We start from the raw sequence: 13,603 nt of genomic DNA, 5'->3' as shown, positions 1-13,603 counted from the left end.
CCCGTCGCCAGGTCCTGACTCGAACGGTCAGAGAATGCCGCGGGCGTGGAAGGCGGCCCGCACCTTGTCCGCGGCCGCCGGGCCGTAGAGCGCCTTCGCGGTCTTGACCGTCTGGCGCGCCGCGGCCGGCATCGTGGTGTTCGGGTCGAAGCCGAACTGGGCCTCGATGATCACCCGGTTCGCGCGGGTGCGGCCGAGCGCGTTGTTGACGTCGAACAGCGCCCTCGACCAGATCTCGCCGTCGGCGTGGACCTCGCCCTCGAGGTCGGCCGGGTACATCTTGGTGCCGTCGACCCGGCGCAGGCAGTGCGGGATGTCGTCGGTGTACGCGGTCGAGTCCCAGTCCGCGATGCAGGCCAGCGGCGTGCGGCGGGTGTCGGGGCTGGTCGCCTGCGACATCGTGAACGCCCAGTAGTCGCCGAAGCCCTCGCCGATGGAGCCGGCCTCGATCGCCTCGCCGAAGCCGGGGACCTGGTCGTCCTGGATGGCGTGGCCGTACTCGTGCCAGATCACCTCCTCGTCCTCGGCGTCGTCGACGCCGCCGGTGCCGAAGGTGATGCCGTCGGTGTCCGGGTCGTAGAAGGAGTTGTCGTCGGTCAGCCCGGTCGTCGAGTAGTCCTGCGGCTCGTTGTTCACGTCGCCGAAGCCGAGCGTGTGGATGTACTCCTGCGCGGAGGTGATGCTGTAGTACCCCATCACCTGCTCGAAGCCGGGCTGCGAGCGGTTGTAGGTGAACTTGCGCTGGGCCGAGCGGACCGCGCCGTCGCTGATGTTGTTCGCGTACGAGCCCTGCAGCGCGGTACCCCGGCCGTCGAGATGGTTCAGGGTCACGGTCTTGTACGCCGCCCGCAGCGCCGGGTAGTCGGCGTCGTCACGGTCGGTCAGGTTCTCGTTCTGCAGCGCCGCGACCGGATTCGGGGCGAACACCGTGCCGGTCCCGCTGGCCTCCTTGACCAGGTTCTTCTCCTCCAGCTGGGCCCCGTTGCCGGCGTCGAGCACCGTGCGCACGGTGCCGTGCCCCGTGCGGGTCACCACGACCCACGCGAGCTTCGCGGTGGCGCCCGGCACCACGACCAGCTCGGACCGCGCCGCCTGCCCGCCGGTGCGCCCGGCCACCGAGGCGCGGGCGTGGTCGGAGGCGACGCCGGGCGTCTCGGTCGCCAGGTCCCGGACCTCGAGCCGGCCGTCCTGCACCGTGACCTCGCCGGTCGCCGAGTCGGTGTGCGTGGCGTAGAAGCCGCCGAGGACGGGCAGGCCGTGGTACAGCTGCTGGTACCACGTGTGCGTGCCGAGCAGCGACTGCCGCACCTGCACCTGCCGCAGCCCGTCCGGCACCGGCGGCGGCGCCGCGTGCGCGGCCGTGCCGGCAGCGGTGACCAGGAGCGCGCCGGAGGCCGTTGCCGCCAGCCATCGATTCACGCGTCGTCGCATCATGACGCGACCCTAGAACACATCTGCATGTACTGATGTCTTGCGAGGGGGTCGACGAGGGATGTAGTTGCCGTAGGGCAGCCGATTTAGCAGCGCGGGCAGGGGGCTTCTTTTCTTACGCTCCAGCTGAAGGTGGTGCTTCCCTGTCCGCCTCCAACGGCGGTGACCGTGACGGTGTAGCTTCCGATGGTGCTGACCGTGCCGCTGATCAGGCCGGTCGAGGGGTCGATGGCCAGCCCGGGAGGCAAGCCCAGCGTATGCCCGGCCCGGCGGTGAGTTCGGCGAGGCGGTCTGGTGTCGTTGCGGACAGGCGCACGAACAAGCCGGTGCCCCGACCATGAGGAACGATCTCGGCCAGCGCCTCATCACCCATGAACATCCGGTAGCCCGGCATCCATCCCCACATGCCGAATGCGAACTCGTCGAGGTTGTCCACGACCCGCATCATGTCCGTCGGGTCGACATGTGAAGCCTCAGCTTTGTGCGGGGCGCCGAGGCTCGTGTTCATCACGGCGTTGTGTACGAGGAACTCAGGGAAATTCTCGGGTACCCGTTCCCATTCGTCGCCCGGTTCGGCCTCGAACACAAGGTCAGGCTCGTCAGCGCTGAAGGCCCATTCGCGGTCGCCCAGGCCATCCTCCATGAAGACGGCCATACCGTCGGAGACCTCGATGCTCTCCGGAGGGGTCATCGTCGTGGCGAAATCCATTCGGACGTCCCATGGGGACGCGAGGGTGTGCCAGTTCCGCAGGGGCTGCGGCAGCCATTCGAGCGACGCTGGAAGAGGTGTCGCCGCCCGGCCTGGCGGTCCGTACCAAGTGATGAGGAAGTCAATCAGGTCGATGCTTCCCGGGTCGATCATCGCGCCATCGTCGCACAACACGCCGAGATGCCGTGCCCATCGATCGACGGATGCCTTGCCGAGGGGTCAGGAAATGCCGGCGCGCACGCGGCGGATCAGCGTGTCGATCTTCTTCGCAAGCGCCGGCGGGCACGCCGAGATGCCGTGGCCGCCGATCGACGGCGTCGGCCCGGGCCGCAGCAGCTCGAGGCGCTGGTGCGCGTCCCGCAGCGCGGCCGGATCGTCGTCGCGCAGCGCCCGGTCGACGCGAGCGGCCAGCCCGTCGAGCAGAATCCACGCCGCGGCGGGCAACCGCCATCGCTGCGCGTCCGCAAGCGTGTCCACGATCCCGCGAGGCGTCCGCTCAGCCAACGCGGCCCGCCGGGAAGAGCACCTCGACGCTCAGCCCGCCAGCGGGGCGGGACCGAGCCTGGATGGTCGCCCCGTGCGCGGTCGCGATCGCGCGGACGATGGACAGCCCCAGGCCGTGGTGGCCGTCGTCGGCGACGCGGCGCAGGCGCTGGAACGGCTCGAACAGCCGCTCGACCTGGTCGGGCGGCACCACGGGGCCGGTGTTGGCGATGATCAGACGAGCGTACCCGTCCAGCCGCCGCACGCCCACCTCCACCGTGCCCCCGGGCACGTTGTAGTGGACCGCGTTGTCGAGCAGGTTCGCCACGAGCCGAGCCAGCAACGTCGGGTCGCCGACGACGTGGGCCGGCCGGATCGTCGCCACCACGGTCAGCTCGTGCGGGGTGAGCCCGTCCACCGCCTGCCGCACGAGCGCCTCGAGGTCGACCGGCACGCCGTCGTCGCGGGCGGACTCGCTGCCGGCCAGCGTGAGCAGCGACTCGAGCAGCGCGCCCCGGTGCCGGTTCACGGTCAGGAGCTGCTCGAAGTTGGCCCGGTACGACGCCACCGTCGCCCCGGCGTCGATGAGCGGCTCCTCGAGCAGCGCGTGCTCGACGGTGAGCGGCGTGCGCAGCTCATGCGCGGCGTTGGCCACGAACCGCTTCTGCCCGTCGAGTGCCGCCTCGAGCCGCCCGAGCAACCCGTCGATGGTGTCGGCCAGGTCCTTGAACTCGTCGCGCGGCCCGGTCGCGGCGAGGCGCTCGTGCACGTTGCGTCCAGAGATGCGCTGCAGTGTCTCGTTCATGGTGCGCACCGGCCGCAGCATCCGCCCGGCGATGAACCACCCGACGCCGACCGACAGCGGCACCATGATCCCCAGGGCGAGCGCCGGGACGAGGACGAGGTCGCGCTGATAGTTGTCGTTGGTGTCCCGAGCGTTCACGGCGATGGCGGGCGGCTCGCCGCGGGGTGCCCGGATCGTGCGGGGCGCCGGGCCGTCGGACGGCAGGCTCAGCGACACCAGCACCACGAGGAGTAGCAGCATGATGCCGGAGACGAACGCGCCCGTGCTGTAGATCGCCGTGAGCCGCCAGCGCAGCCGGTTCGACAGAGCCATGAGTTCTCAGCCCGGCCCTAGATCCGGTACCCGGCCCGGGCGACGGTCTCGATCAGCGGCGGCTCGCCGAGCTTGGCGCGCAACCGGTTGACCGTGGCCTTCACGGTCGTCGTGAACGGATCGGCGGCTTCGTCCCACACCCGGTCGAGCAGCTCCTCCGCGGAGATCACCCGCCCCCGGCCGGCCAGCAGGTGCTCGAGGACGGCGAACTCCTTCGGGCTCAGCGCCAGCCTCTCCCCCGCGCGCGTCGCGACCCGCTGGCTCGGGTCGACGCGCAGGTCGCCGTGGACGAGCACGGGCGGGGACGCCGACCGGTTGCGCCGGCCGACGGCACGGATCCGCGCGGCGAGCTCCGCATAGGCGAAGGGCTTCGGCAGGTAGTCGTCGGCGCCGAGCCCGAGTCCTTCCACCCGCTGCGCCACGGTGCCCGACGCGGTCAGCATGAGCACGCGGCTGGGCGTCTCCCGGGCGACGAGGGCGCGGCACACCTCGTCACCGTGGACCACCGGCAGGTCACGGTCGAGCACCACCACGTCGTAGTCGACGACGTCCGTGCGCTCGAGCGCGGCGGCGCCGTCGTAGGCCACGTCGACCGCCATGCCCTCGCGCCGCAGCACCCGGGCGACGGACTCGGCGAGGTGCCGCTGATCCTCCACCACGAGCACTCTCATGGCCGCAGCTTATCCGCAGAGCGGTCACAGGCCAGTCACAGCGACGCGGACCGTGCTGTGACCGCCCGACGGCTAGAACGGTTGCATGACAACGGTCATCCAGACACAGGAGCTCAGCAAACGGTACGGCCGCAGGACCGCCCTCGCCGACTGCACGCTCGCGGTGCCGGCGGGACGGATCGTCGGCCTCGTCGGGCCCAACGGCGCCGGCAAGTCCACGCTGCTCGCCCTGACCTGCGGGCTGATCTCGCCCTCGGAGGGGCGCATCACGGTGCTGGGCAGCCCGCCCGCGGCCGACGCGGCTCAGCTGGCGCGGGTCGGGTTCGTGGCCCAGGACGCACCGGTCTATGCCGGTCTGTCGGTCGCCGACCACCTGCGCCTCGGTGCCCGGCTCAACCCGGGCTGGGACGACGGCCTGGCGCGCCGGCGCGTCGAGCGGCTCGGCCTCGACCCGGCCCAGAAGGCCGGTCGGCTCTCCGGAGGGCAGCGGGCCCAGCTGGCGCTGACCCTCGCCGCGGCCAAGCGCGGTGAGCTGCTCATCCTCGACGAGCCGGTGGCCTCGCTGGACCCGATCGCGCGGCGCGCATTTCTCTACGACCTGCTGGACTTCGTCGGCGAGCTGGGCGTGACCGTGGTGCTCTCCTCGCACCTGCTCGGCGATCTGACGCAGGTCTGCGACCACCTGATCGTGCTGGCCCGCGGGCGGGTGCAGGTCGCCGGCGACGTCGCCGACCTCCTCGCCGTGCACCACCGGATCGACGGCGGCACCGGCGCGCTGCCGCCCGGCTCCCGGGTCGTGCACACCGATCGCGGCGGTCCCGCGGTCGTCTACTCCCCCGAGCCCATCGCCGGCGCGGAGCGCACCGATCTCGAGGACGTGGGCATGGCCTACATGATGGCAGCGGAGGCGGCGCGATGATCTGGCTCACCTGGCGGCAGTTCCGCACGCAGGCGCTCGTCGCCGGCGCCGCGCTCGCGGTGCTGGCCGCCTATCTGCTGGTCCTCGGCGGCCAGATCCGGCACGGGTATGCCACCGATGTCATCGGGTGCGCGCCAGAGGACTGCACCATCTCCCGCCGGCTGTTCGCGGGGCGCTTCGAGGCGCCGGTGGCGATCGTCAGCATGCTGGTCATCGCCGCACCCGGGCTGATCGGCGCGTTCTGGGGCGCGCCGCTGGTCGCCCGTGAGCTGGAGACGAAGACCGACCGGCTGGTGTGGAACCAGAGCATCACCCGCCGGCGCTGGCTGGCCGTGAAGCTCGTGACGCTCGGGCTCGCCGCGGTCGCCGTCACGGGACTGCTCAGCCTGCTGCTCACGTGGAGCGCGAGCCGCTACGACCAATACGTCGGGGGCCGGTTCGCCGCGGCCAACTTCGGCGCCCGGGGCGTGGTCCCGCTCGGGTACGCCGCGTTCGCATTCGTCCTCGGCGTCGTCGTGGGCCTGGTGCTGCGCCGCACGGTGGCGAGCATGGCGATCGTGATCGGGTTGTATGCCGTGCTGCAGATCGTGGTGCCGTTGGCGATCCGGGCGCACATCATGCCGCCGGTCACCACGACCGTCGCGCTGAACGCGGACACGCTGGCGCACGCCAACGGGTTCGGGCTCAACTCGACGTCGGCGCGCATCATGGGATACACGCTGCCGGGCTCGTGGTCGACGGACTCGGTGAACCAGGTGTTCAACGCGGACGGCACGCCGTTCACGGCCGAGCAGAACAGGTCGTGCATGACCGGCGAGCCGGCCAAGGACTTCGACTGCCTGGGCACGAGGAACCTGCATTTCCAGTACACGTACCAGCCCGGCAGCCGATACTGGCCGTTCCAGTGGCTGGAGCTGTCGGCGTATTCGGTGCTCGCGGCGGCGCTGAGCGTGTTCGGGTTCTGGTGGATTCGCCGCCGGGTCAGCTGAGCTGCACGTGGAAGAGCTTCTCGTCGCTGTTGTTCGGAATGCTGTCCTTGTCGCCGAGGTTGGACGTGGTCAGCCAGAGGCCGCCGTCCGGGGCGGGTTCGACGGTGCGCAGGCGGCCGTAGGTGCCGTTGAAGGACACCTGCGGCGTCTGCAGCTCGGTGCCGTTGATCTGGGCGCGGTACAACCTGGTCCCGCGCTCGCACGCGATGTAGACGACGTTCCGCACGACGGTGAGCCCCGAGCAGGAGCCCTCGGCCGTCGGGTATGTCCGCTTCGGCGCGATGTACCCGGCGGTGCCGCAGGTCCCCGAGGTCCCCTCGCAGGCGGGCCAGCCGTAGTTGCCGCCCCGGGTGATCAGGTTCGTCTCGTCCATGATCGAGCACCTACGGCTGGCGCCCGGAGACGGCACAGTGCTGTGATCGTCAGTCGCGACCGCGGTTGCGACCCTGAGACGCTTTCCGGGAATTTCCCCCTGCTGCAGCCACCTCGTCCGCGGTGAAGATGAGCGGGTGCTGCGACTGACCCTCAAGGGAACGTTCTCGCGATGGCGGCGTCTGGTCCTGTCCGGGCTGGCGGTCGTCCTCGGTGTCATGTTCGTGTCCGGCGCGCTGGTGCTCACCGCGACGCTGGGCGGCTCCTACACCGACGTCGCCCGGCGTGCGCACGCCGGCACCGACGTGTCGGTGAGCCCCGCAGAGGCGATCTCCGCCGCCGGGGTGCCGGCGGCGCTCGTCGACCGCCTGGCCCACGTCGACGGGGTGGCCGTGGCGACCGGGGTGGTGTCAGCCGACGGGGCTCGGCTCGTCGTCCCCGGCGGCAAGGTGGTGGCGTCTCCGGACGTGCCACGCCTCGGGGTCAGCTGGCCCGGGCAGGCGCGCTCCGTGCAGCTGCGCGCCGGTCGCGGCCCGCAGCGGGACGACGAGATCGCGATCAGCACCGCCCTCGCCACGGCGGCCGGCGTGCGGGTCGGTGACCGGGTCGCGGTGCTCACGCTGCGGCCGAAGCAGACCTTCACCCTGGTCGGCACGTTCGCCTACGCCGACCCCGCCCAGCAGGTCGTGGCATTCACCGAGCCGGTCGCGCAGACGTTGATGCTGGGCACGTCCGGCGCCTTCTCCTCGATCGCAGTCACCGCCCGCGACGGCGTGACGGCACGGCAGTTGCGGGAGCGGATCACCGGCACACTCGGGGCCGGGTACCGGGTCCGGACCGCCGAGCAGATCGTGCAGGCCGAGAGCGCCACCCGCGGCCGGTCGCTGGGCCTCACCGGCAACCTGCTGCTCGGGTTCGCGGGTGTCGCGCTGTTCGTCGGGGCGTTCCTGATCCTCAACACGTTCTCGATGCTGGTCGCGCAGCGCACTCGGGAGCTCGCGCTGCTGCGGGCCATCGGGGCCGGCCGCCGCCAGCTCGTCGTGTCGGTCCTGACCGAGGCGGCCGTGGTCGGGCTGGCCGGCTCGGTGGCCGGGCTCGCCGCCGGGGTCGGCGTGGGCGCGCTCGCCGCCGGCACGTCCGTGGTGGTACCGATGAGTGCGGTGCTCGCCGCGTTCGCCGTGGGACTGCTCGTCACAATGGCCGCCGCGCTGCCGCCGGCGGTACGGGCCGCCCGGGTGCTGCCGGTGACGGCGCTGCGCGACACGGCGGCGCCGGAGCGGCCGCTGACCCGACTCACCGTCGCCGGGGCCGTCGTCCTCGCCGTCGGAGCCGGCCTGCTCGGCTTCGGCTTCGCCGCCACGGCGTCGAGCGCCGCCCCGCTGATCCTCGGCGGCGTACTGGTCGCATTCATCGGCGTCACGATGCTGACGCCAGCGCTGGCCCGGCCCGCCGCCGGGCTGCTCGGACGGGTGCTCGGCTGGTCGGTGCCCGGCCGGCTGGCCCGGCTCAACGCCCGCCGCAACCCCCGGCGCACCGCGGCGACCGCGGCGGCGCTCATGGTCGGGGTGGCGCTGCTCGCCGGCATCTCCACCGTATTCGTGTCGGCCACGGCCAGCGTCGGCCGGCTCGTCGCCGACCAGGTCAAGGCCGACTTCGTCATCAGCGGGGACGCCAATGGCTCGAGCCGCGCCGGGTTCGACCCGGCCGTGCTCACCGCCGTCGCGGCCCTGCCCGGCGTGCTGGCCGTCAGCGGCCTCGGCGAGAGCGGCGCCGTCATCGACGGACAGCCGGCCTACGTGGAGACCGTCACCGACGTACCCGCCCTGCGCGACATGCTGAGCCTCACCGCCGCCGCGGGCACCATCGGACCGCTGACCGACGACCAGATCCTCGTCGACCAGCGCGCCATCACCGCGACCGGCCCGCACGTCGGCGACCGCGTCACCGTGCGCCTGCCCCGCGGCGAGCCCCGACAGTTCACTCTGGCCGGCGTCTATACCGACACCGACCTCATCAACGGCTGGCTGCTGCCGGCCTCGGCGGCAATCGGCTTCAAGCAGGCACTGCCGAGCCGCGCGTTCGTCCGCCTGGCCCCGGGCGCCGACGCCGGCACCGCCCGCGGTCAGCTCACCGCCCTGCTCGCCGACAGCCCCGAGGTGGGCGTCAACGACCGCAGCGAGTACACCACCCAGGAGAACGCCAAGGCCGACCGCATCCTGCGCATCGTGCAGATCCTGCTGTCCCTGGCCGTCGTCATCGCCGTGCTGGGCATCGCCAACACCGTTGCCCTGTCAGTGCTGGAACGCACCCGCGAACTCGGGCTGCTGCGCGCGGTCGGCCTGCGCCGGTTGCAGACCCTGCTCATGACCGCGGCCGAGGCCACCGTCATCGCCGTCTTCGGCGCGCTGCTAGGCGTTACCGTCGGCGTCGGCCTGGGCGCGGCCACGGTCCGGGCCCTGCAGACGCAGGGCGTCACCGAGCTGGCCGTACCGGTCGATCAGCTGCTCGCCTACCTAGGGCTGGCCGCCCTCGTCGGAGCCGTGGCCGCGATCCCACCGGCAACCCGGGCCGCACGCCTGAACATCCTGACCGCCATCGCGCACGACTGATCCCGCACCGGCCGCCCGGAACTGACCTCAGACCGGCATCGCCGCTACTCAGAGCCACCCCAACTGGCCGTCACGCGAGGCCGGGGTGCAAACTCTGCGCACCGCATGAAGAACCGCAGATGAGGCGATACAAGCGCCGCTGGCGCTGACGATCCGGTGCGCAGCCCATCGGCGCGGTGGTGCTAAATACTAGTTTTCCGATAGGGATTGACAAGTTAGTGCGGCGCTCCTTATGTTGCCCTGTAAGCGGATGCGACCACGGTGTCCGCGTCGACGAAGGGGCGATGCCATGAACGCCGCGCAGTGTCGCGCTCGCCGTTCGGCCTGACGCCCCCCGCGACTGGCACCGCGCCGTCGCCCCGTCGTGCTCTCCAGCAACCCGGCCGTACCCGGATGGAGCAACTCGCATGAGCGAGACCGCAACCCTGCCGTCGCCCCCGAAAGACCGATTCGACCCGCTCCTGGCTCAGCGACGGGTCACCCCGCGCCTGCGGCCGTGGCGGTGGGTCGTCAGCGCCGCCGTGCTGGTCGTGCTCGCCCAGTTCGTCGTGGGCGTGTTCACCAACGAGCACTACGAGTGGCCCAAATTCTGGTCGTTCTTCACCCGCGAATCGATCCTCGACGGCGTCGTGGTCACGCTGCAGGTCGTCGGGCTCAGCGCGGTCTTCGGGCTGCTGCTCGGCGTGGTCGTCGCGCTCGGGCGGCTGTCGGGCAACCCGCTCATCGGCGGGCTGGCCTGGGCGTACGTGTGGTTCTTCCGGGCCCTGCCGCTGCCCCTGCTGCTGATCATCACCTTCAACTTCTCGTACTTCTACCCCCGCCTCGGCGTCGGCATCCCCTGGGGTCCCGTCTTCGCGGAGGTGCAGACGAGCAGCCTGACCCCGCTGGCCATCGGCGTCATCGCGCTGAGCCTGAACGAGGCGGCCTACGCGGCCGAGGTCATCCGCGGCGGCATCCTGTCCGTCGAGCACGGCCAGATCGAGGCGGCCACCGCGCTCGGGCTGTCCAAGGCACGGCAGCTGCGCCGGATCGTGCTGCCCCAGGCGCTGCGCTCGATCGTCCCGGCGTACGGCAACCAGCTGATCGGCCTGATCAAGGCCAGCTCGCTCGTGTACTACGTGTCGCTGCTGGACCTGTTCGGCGCGGTCTTCGTGCTGGAGTCGCGCCACCCCGAGTCCCTGGTGCCGATCCTCATCGTCGGCGCGGCCTGGTACCTCGTCATGACCGCCGCCCTGTCCGTCGTGCAGCACTACGTCGAGCGGTACTTCGCCCGGGGCACCGCCCGGAGGGGGTTCTGATGCCGGAGCCGGCGCTGGAGATTCGCAACGTGCACAAGTCGTTCGGGCCGCGGGAGGTGCTCAAGGGCGTCGACCTGACCGTCCGCCCCGGCGAGACGGTCGCGATCCTCGGGCCGTCCGGCTCGGGCAAGTCGACGCTGCTGCGCACCATCAACCACCTCGAGCGGCCCGACCTCGGCTACGTCGCCGTGCACGGGGAGCTGATCGGGGTCGAGGTCCGCGGCGCGCACCTGCACGAGCTTCCGGAGCGGGCGGTACGGCGCCAGCGCACCCGGATCGGCTTCGTGGCCCAGAGCTTCAACCTGTTCCCGAACCTTACCGCCCGCGACAACGTCGCCGAGCCGCTCGTGGCCCACAAGAAGCCCGGGGCGCGGGAGCGGGCGATCGAGCTGCTGGACCGGGTCGGGCTCGGCGACCGCGGCGACGCCTACCCGAGGCAGTTGTCCGGCGGGCAGCAGCAGCGGGTGGCGATCGCCCGGGCCCTGGCGCTGGAGCCGAGCCTGCTGCTGTTCGACGAGCCCACGTCCGCGCTCGACCCCGAGCTCGTCGGCGAGGTGCTCTCGGTGATCCGGCGGCTGGCCGAGGCCGGCACCACGCTCGTCATCGTCACCCACGAGATCGGCTTCGCCCGCGAGGTCGCCGACACCGTCGTGTTCATCGACGAGGGCGCGATCGTCGAGCAGGGGCCGCCGGCCGAGGTGCTCGCCAACCCCCGACAGTCCCGCACTCGCGAGTTCCTCGCCAAAGTGCTGTAGATCCCAAGGAGAACCATGAAGCGAGCGGCAGCGTTGTTGTCCCTGGTCCTGCTGGCCGGCTGCGGCACCGGGGCCCAGGCGGAGCCCGACGCGCAGAACCCGGACACGGTGCGCATCGGGGCACAGGCGAAGGGCATCGCGAAGCCCACCGAGCTCAAGGTCGGCCGGCAGCAGAGCATCGCCGACGAGGTACCGGATGCGATCAAGGCCGACGGCAAGCTCACGATCGGCCTGGGCGCGCTGCCCACCGGCTTCCCGCCGCTGGCCCTCGTCGGCGACGACGACAAGACCCTCACCGGCGCCGAGCCCGACCTCGGCCGCCTCGTCGCCGCCGTGCTCGGCCTGAAGCCCGAGTTCAACAACGACACGTGGGACAACCTGTTCGTCGGCATCGACTCGGGCCGCAACGAGGTCGGCTTCTCGAACATCACCGACACCGAGCAGCGCAAGGAGAAGTACGACTTCGCCTCCTACCGCCAGGACAACCTCGGCTTCGCGGTGAAGGCGAGCAACCCCTGGACCTTCGGCAAGGACTACACGAAGCTCGCCGGGCTCAAGGTCGCCGTCGGCGCGGGCACCAACCAGGAGAAGATCCTGGTCGCCTGGCAGGACAAGCTCAAGGCCGAGGGCAAGGCGCTCGACATCAAGTACTTCGCGGACACGCCGAGCACGTTCAAGGCCCTCGTGTCGGGGCAGATCGACGCGTACTTCGGCCCGAACCCCGGCATCGCCTTCCAGATCACCCAGACCCAGGGCACCGCCGACGCCGTGCGCAACGCCGGGGTCTACTCGGGCGCGGGAGAGTCGCTGCAGGGGCTGATCGCCGCGACCACCAAGAAGGACAACGGGCTCATCAAGGCCGTGGCCGACGCCATCAACTACCTGATCCAGAACGGCCAGTACCAGCAGTGGCTCGCCGCGTACAACCTCGACACCGAGGCCGTGCCCACCTCGCTGGTCAACCCGCCGGGCCTGCCGAAGTCCAACGCCTAGGACTGGGCCTGACCGAGCCGGTCGACGGTGACCAGGCCGTAGCCGTCGCTCAGCAGTGACTCGATGATGCTCGGCAGCGCTTCCACGGTCTGGGAGCGGTCGCCGCCCCCGTCGTGCAGCAGGACGATCGAGCCCGCCGTGGCCTTGTCAAGGGTACGGCGGGCGATCGCGTCCGCACCCGGGCACGCCCAGTCGCTGGATTCCACGTCCCACAGGGTGACCACCGACCCCTGCGCGGCGAGCCAGCCGAGCACCTCGGGCGTGCGGGAGCCGTACGGCGGCCGGAAGTACGCCGAAGCCGCCGCGCCCGCCCGCGCCAGCGCCTCGCTCGTCCGCTCGACCTGCCCGGCGAGCTCGGGCCGGGAGAGGTCGGGCAGGAACGGGTGCGACCACGAGTGGTTGGCCACGAGGTGTCCACTGTCGACGATGCGGGCCACCTCGTCCGGGTGCGCGGCGGCGTGCAGCCCGACGCAGAAGAACGTAGCCCGCACGTCGTAGCGCGCGAGGACGTCGAGGATCCCGCGGGTGTACGGCGGGCAGGGCCCGTCGTCGAACGTCAGCGCGATCTCCGCCCGGTCCCGGGCCCCGTGCGCGAGGAACCGTCCGGAGCGGGCCAAGTCCGCCTCGGCGCCGGCGCTGGCCGCGATGCCGAGGCTGTACTCCTCGCCGCGCCCGTCGAGCGCCCCGCCGCCGGGCGCGATGCGCGCGAGGCCGGCCGCGGACCGGCGACCGGCGTCGGCGAGCGCGGCCGCGGTGACCGACCCGAACGCGGGCCGCCCGGGCAGCTGGGCCGGGTCCGCGCGGTACACCTGGAAACCGGCGCTGAGCAGTCCGCCCTCGACGGTGCCGTTGGTGCTGTCGAAGACCACGGCGACGTCGCGCCCGACGGCCGGCAGCGCCGCGACGACCTCGCCCGGGGTCCGCGCCCGCAGCCGCGCGACCGTCCGGCCGTCCTCGCCGGCCACCTCGATCTCGTACCCGTCGGCGGTCCAGGCAACTCCGGCGAACAGCATGCGAAGCAGTCTAGGGCCGCCGGCGGGTGGCACGTTTCCGGGATTTGACGCCCCGCGGGGCGCCCTAACGTTCTTCTCAACACCGACACGAACGTTTCGATAGCAGGGAGATAGAGACATGAGCGACGTCGACTACGGGCAGTACGAGGCCGGCCAGGAAAGCGCCGAGCTGGACCAGCTGCACCAGGCCGAGGGTTCCGAGGCCGACTACAACAGCCAGTTCGGCGTGTACGAGCAGGACCAC

At 71.6% G+C, this 13,603-nt stretch carries 14 protein-coding genes; 6 read left to right on the top strand and 8 right to left on the bottom strand.

What is annotated here, in order from left to right:
• Positions 1-27: 27 nt before the first annotated feature.
• From ABT369_RS55410 to ABT369_RS55385, 6 genes are all read right to left on the bottom strand, one after another.
• On the bottom strand, positions 28-1,419 hold the full coding sequence (locus tag ABT369_RS55410) for a M36 family metallopeptidase (RefSeq protein ID WP_350626405.1): 1,392 nt from the start codon (positions 1,417-1,419) through the stop codon (positions 28-30).
• A 98-nt stretch (positions 1,420-1,517) separates the two neighbouring features.
• The gene (locus ABT369_RS55405) at positions 1,518-1,679 is read right to left on the bottom strand and encodes an Ig domain-containing protein (protein WP_350626403.1); all 162 of its coding nucleotides are present in this window, start codon (positions 1,677-1,679) and stop codon (positions 1,518-1,520) included.
• Positions 1,640-2,293 carry a hypothetical protein gene (locus ABT369_RS55400; RefSeq protein WP_350626401.1) on the bottom strand — a complete coding sequence of 218 codons (654 nt, stop codon included), beginning with the start codon at positions 2,291-2,293 and terminating at the stop codon, positions 1,640-1,642. Before ABT369_RS55400 ends, ABT369_RS55405 begins: the two co-directional genes overlap by 40 nt.
• Positions 2,294-2,359: 66 nt before the next feature.
• Positions 2,360-2,617: a CATRA system-associated protein gene (locus ABT369_RS55395; RefSeq protein ID WP_350626399.1), complete on the bottom strand. Its 258-nt coding sequence runs from the start codon at positions 2,615-2,617 to the stop codon at positions 2,360-2,362.
• A 19-nt stretch (positions 2,618-2,636) separates the two neighbouring features.
• Positions 2,637-3,740: a sensor histidine kinase gene (locus ABT369_RS55390; RefSeq protein WP_350626397.1), complete on the bottom strand. Its 1,104-nt coding sequence runs from the start codon at positions 3,738-3,740 to the stop codon at positions 2,637-2,639.
• Positions 3,741-3,757: 17 nt separating this feature from the next.
• Complete coding sequence (locus tag ABT369_RS55385; RefSeq protein ID WP_350626395.1) at positions 3,758-4,411, bottom strand: response regulator transcription factor; 654 nt, start codon at positions 4,409-4,411, stop codon at positions 3,758-3,760.
• Positions 4,412-4,496: 85 nt separating this feature from the next.
• Here ABT369_RS55385 and ABT369_RS55380 point away from each other — a divergent pair, with 85 nt between their 5' ends.
• Both ABT369_RS55380 and ABT369_RS55375 read left to right on the top strand, forming a co-directional pair.
• Positions 4,497-5,330 carry an ABC transporter ATP-binding protein gene (locus ABT369_RS55380; RefSeq protein WP_350626393.1) on the top strand — a complete coding sequence of 278 codons (834 nt, stop codon included), beginning with the start codon at positions 4,497-4,499 and terminating at the stop codon, positions 5,328-5,330.
• Positions 5,327-6,319 (top strand): ABC-2 membrane transporter-related protein, encoded by a 993-nt coding sequence (locus tag ABT369_RS55375; protein WP_350626391.1) that lies wholly within the window; start codon positions 5,327-5,329, stop codon positions 6,317-6,319. Before ABT369_RS55380 ends, ABT369_RS55375 begins: the two co-directional genes overlap by 4 nt.
• Here the strand turns inward: ABT369_RS55375 and ABT369_RS55370 are convergent.
• Positions 6,312-6,692 (bottom strand): PQQ-dependent sugar dehydrogenase, encoded by a 381-nt coding sequence (locus tag ABT369_RS55370; protein WP_350626389.1) that lies wholly within the window; start codon positions 6,690-6,692, stop codon positions 6,312-6,314. The genes ABT369_RS55375 and ABT369_RS55370 overlap by 8 nt on opposite strands.
• A gap of 136 nt (positions 6,693-6,828) precedes the next feature.
• Between ABT369_RS55370 and ABT369_RS55365 the strand changes: the two genes are divergently transcribed.
• The 4 genes from ABT369_RS55365 (at position 6,829) to ABT369_RS55350 (ending at position 12,346) form a co-directional block, all read left to right on the top strand.
• Complete coding sequence (locus tag ABT369_RS55365) at positions 6,829-9,300, top strand: ABC transporter permease (RefSeq protein WP_350626387.1); 2,472 nt, start codon at positions 6,829-6,831, stop codon at positions 9,298-9,300.
• Positions 9,301-9,707: 407 nt separating this feature from the next.
• A complete protein-coding gene (locus tag ABT369_RS55360; RefSeq protein ID WP_350626385.1) occupies positions 9,708-10,598 on the top strand; it encodes an amino acid ABC transporter permease in 891 nt (296 codons plus the stop codon).
• Positions 10,598-11,353 (top strand): amino acid ABC transporter ATP-binding protein, encoded by a 756-nt coding sequence (locus ABT369_RS55355; RefSeq protein ID WP_350626383.1) that lies wholly within the window; start codon positions 10,598-10,600, stop codon positions 11,351-11,353. Before ABT369_RS55360 ends, ABT369_RS55355 begins: the two co-directional genes overlap by 1 nt.
• Positions 11,354-11,368: 15 nt before the next feature.
• The gene (locus tag ABT369_RS55350) at positions 11,369-12,346 is read left to right on the top strand and encodes an ABC transporter substrate-binding protein (RefSeq protein WP_350626381.1); all 978 of its coding nucleotides are present in this window, start codon (positions 11,369-11,371) and stop codon (positions 12,344-12,346) included.
• Here ABT369_RS55350 and ABT369_RS55345 read toward each other — a convergent pair.
• A complete protein-coding gene (locus ABT369_RS55345; protein WP_350626379.1) occupies positions 12,343-13,359 on the bottom strand; it encodes a polysaccharide deacetylase family protein in 1,017 nt (338 codons plus the stop codon). The genes ABT369_RS55350 and ABT369_RS55345 overlap by 4 nt on opposite strands.
• Between the last annotated feature and the right edge of the window lie 244 nt (positions 13,360-13,603).

The sequence above is a fragment of the Dactylosporangium sp. NPDC000244 genome, from assembly GCF_040300725.1.
In the GTDB taxonomy this organism is placed as follows: Bacteria; Actinomycetota; Actinomycetes; order Mycobacteriales; family Micromonosporaceae; genus Dactylosporangium.
The sequence above is the reverse complement of the archived record's forward strand: the minus strand, read 5'-3'. Positions and strand labels throughout refer to the sequence as shown.